The sequence below is a fragment of the Burkholderia sp. E168m23 genome (assembly GCF_016586125.1).
In the GTDB taxonomy this organism is placed as follows: domain Bacteria; phylum Pseudomonadota; class Gammaproteobacteria; order Burkholderiales; family Burkholderiaceae; genus Burkholderia; species Burkholderia orbicola.
The window spans coordinates 1-2,714 of the sequence record NZ_BCPP01000950.1 but is presented as its reverse complement, the minus strand read 5'-3'; the positions used below and the strand labels follow the sequence as shown (position 1 = coordinate 2,714).

The 2,714-nt window shown below is 68.2% G+C and carries 2 protein-coding genes, 2 pseudogenes and 1 riboswitch; all 4 genes and pseudogenes read left to right on the top strand.

Going from position 1 to position 2,714, the window contains the following annotated elements; genetic code table 11:
- Positions 1–412 (top strand): annotated as a pseudogene (gene flhF, locus JMF90_RS32435) (flagellar biosynthesis protein FlhF); the annotation flags it as partial.
- A pseudogene (locus JMF90_RS32430) lies at positions 405–1,222 on the top strand (MinD/ParA family protein). The pseudogenes flhF and JMF90_RS32430, both read left to right, overlap by 8 nt.
- Before the next feature lie 25 nt (positions 1,223–1,247).
- Positions 1,248–1,979 (top strand): RNA polymerase sigma factor FliA, encoded by a 732-nt coding sequence (locus JMF90_RS32425; protein WP_011546702.1) that lies wholly within the window; start codon positions 1,248–1,250, stop codon positions 1,977–1,979.
- Positions 1,980–2,093: 114 nt separating this feature from the next.
- Positions 2,094–2,212, top strand: a riboswitch (S-adenosyl-L-homocysteine riboswitch).
- A 32-nt stretch (positions 2,213–2,244) separates the two neighbouring features.
- A partial coding sequence (locus JMF90_RS32420; protein ID WP_201325961.1) for an adenosylhomocysteinase occupies positions 2,245–2,714 on the top strand: 470 nt, incomplete at its 3' end.

Below are 2,714 nucleotides of genomic sequence, written 5' to 3'. Positions count from 1 at the left end.
GTCCGACCAGATCGCGATGCTGCACGGCGCGAACGCGCCGGTGCAGCGCCTGCTGCTGCTCAACGCGACGAGCCACGGCGACACGCTGAACGAAGTCGTGCAGGCGTACCGCAGCGCGGGCGATCACCCGGATCTCGCCGGCTGCATCCTCACGAAGCTCGACGAGGCGACCCACCTCGGCGGCGTGCTCGACACGGTGATCCGCTACAAGCTGCCGGTCCACTACGTGTCGACCGGCCAGAAGGTGCCGGAGAACCTGTACGTCGCGTCGACCAAATTCCTGCTGAAGAGCGCGTTCTGTGTGCCGCGCGACGGCTCGCCCTTCGTGCCGCAAGACGAGGACATGCCGACGCTGCTTTCCGCACTGACCGCACGTTCCACCGCCGAGCTGCACGAGGTGCGATTTGGATAAACGGATCATCGATCAGGCCGAAGGGCTGCGGCGCCTGCTCGCCGGGCGCGCGTCGCGTATCGTCGCGGTGACGGGTGGGCCGGCGGGCGTCGGCTGCACGTCCACCGTGGTGAATCTCGCGGCGGCGCTCGCGTCGCTCGGCAAGGACGTGCTCGTCGTCGACGAGCGCGCCGACGTGCATTCGGCCAGCGCGACGCTCGCCGGCGCGTGGCTGCGCGATGGCGAACGCACGCGGGTGGCGGCCGGCTTCGGCCTGTGCGGCGCCGCGCGGCTCGCGCGCGCCGGCTACAGCGACGCGCAACTGAGCGACTTCATCGACGGCCCGGCCGATATCGTCCTCGTCGACGCGCAGCTCGGCGCCGACGGGTCGTTCTCGGCGCTCGCGCGCGAAGCGCACGACGTGCTGGTCGTCACGCGGGTCGCCGCGCAGGCGATCACCGAGGCGTACGCGTGCATGAAGCGGCTGCATTTCGCGCACGCGTTCGCGCAGTTCCGCGTGCTGACCAACCAGGTCGGCAGCCACGCGGACGCGAAGACGGCCTTGACAACCTCGCGGGCGTCGCGAGCCGCTACCTGACCGTATCGATCGCCGATGCGGGCTGCGTGAGCGCCGATCCGCTCGTCGAGCACGCCCGCGAACTGATGCATGCGGTGGTCGACGCGTTCCCGTCGTCGCCTGCCGCGCGCGATTACCGGCAGATTGCCGCCGATTTGTTGTACTGGCCGATGCGCCCGCGTTCGGGTGCGGGCCGCGCGGTCCACGCCGGCGGCAAGCCGTCGTATGAGGCGGGCGCGGCACACGCCGCGTGAGCGCCACCCGAAGGAGAGAGCCACGATGTACAACGCTCAAGGAAAGATGTCCCAGGCCGACGTGCTCGCGCAATACGCGCCGCTCGTGCGCCGCCTCGGGCTGCAGCTCGTCGCGAAGATGCCGGCGAGCGTCGATCTCGACGACCTGATCCAGGCCGGCATGATCGGCCTGATGGACGCGGCCGGCCGCTACAAGGAAGATCAGGGCGCGCAGTTCGAGACCTACGCGACGCAGCGCATCCGCGGCGCGATGCTCGATGAGTTGCGCAGCAACGACTGGCTGCCGCGCAGCCTGCGCAAGACGTCGCGCGAGGTCGAGCACGCGGTGCACCAGGTCGAGCAGCACCTCGGCCGCTCGGCGAGCGAGACCGAGATCGCGCAGCACCTGAACATGCCGCTCGACGAATACCAGGGGATGCTGCAGGACCTGCACGGCAGCCAGCTCATCTATTACGAGGATTTCGACCGCGCGGCCGACGACGAGCCGTTCCTCGACCGCTATCGCGTCGATCACGCCGATCCGTTGTCGGCGCTGCTCGACGATCACCTGCGCGAGGCGCTCGTCGAGGCGATCGAGCGGCTGCCGGAGCGCGAGAAGCTGCTGATGTCGCTGTACTACGAACGGGGTCTGAATCTGCGCGAGATCGGCGCGGTGCTCGAAGTGAGCGAATCGCGCGTGTGCCAGCTGCACAGCCAGGCCGTCGCACGCCTGCGCGCCCGGCTGCGCGAGCAGGCGTGGGTCGGCGCGGAGTCCTGACCCGAAGAAGTTCCGACCCTTTGCCGACGGCCGCGCGCGCCGGCGCCGCGCGCGTCGCGTGCCTACGCGTCGTCCTTGCGCATTTCGCGCGCCGATTTGCTACAATCCCCTCCGTTTTCCGAGGAGCGTTGCGACGGACCATCCGTGTCCGCCAGGCTCGGAGAGCTTCACCAAGCAGCCGTGCGGCGATTTTTTTCGCGCCGGCCCCGCTTCCTGAACGGCGCTCACGTCACCAATCTAGAAACTTTTTAGAAAGGAGGGCGTGATGAACGCCATTATCGATTCCAAGGCTTCCCACGATTACGTCGTCGCCGACATGGCGCTGGCCGGCTGGGGCCGCAAGGAACTCAACATCGCCGAGACCGAAATGCCGGGCCTCGTGCAGATCCGCGACGAATACAAGGCGCAGCAGCCGCTGAAGGGCGCGCGCATCGCCGGTTCGCTGCACATGACGATCCAGACGGGCGTGTTGATCGAGACGCTGAAGGCGCTCGGCGCGGACGTGCGCTGGGCATCGTGCAACATCTTCTCGACCCAGGATCACGCGGCCGCCGCGATCGTCGAAGCCGGCACGCCGGTGTTCGCGTTCAAGGGCGAATCGCTCGACGAATACTGGGAGTTCTCGCACCGCATCTTCGAATGGCCGAACGGCGAATTCGCGAACATGATCCTGGACGACGGCGGCGACGCAACGCTGCTGCTGATCCTCGGCTCGAAGGCCGAGAAGGACCGTTC

Bases quoted from the DNA above. Each gene is read 5' to 3' on its own strand.
- JMF90_RS32425 (WP_011546702.1), top strand. From the start codon at position 1,248: ATGTACAACGCTCAAGGAAAGATGTCCCAGGCCGACGTGCTCGCGCAA.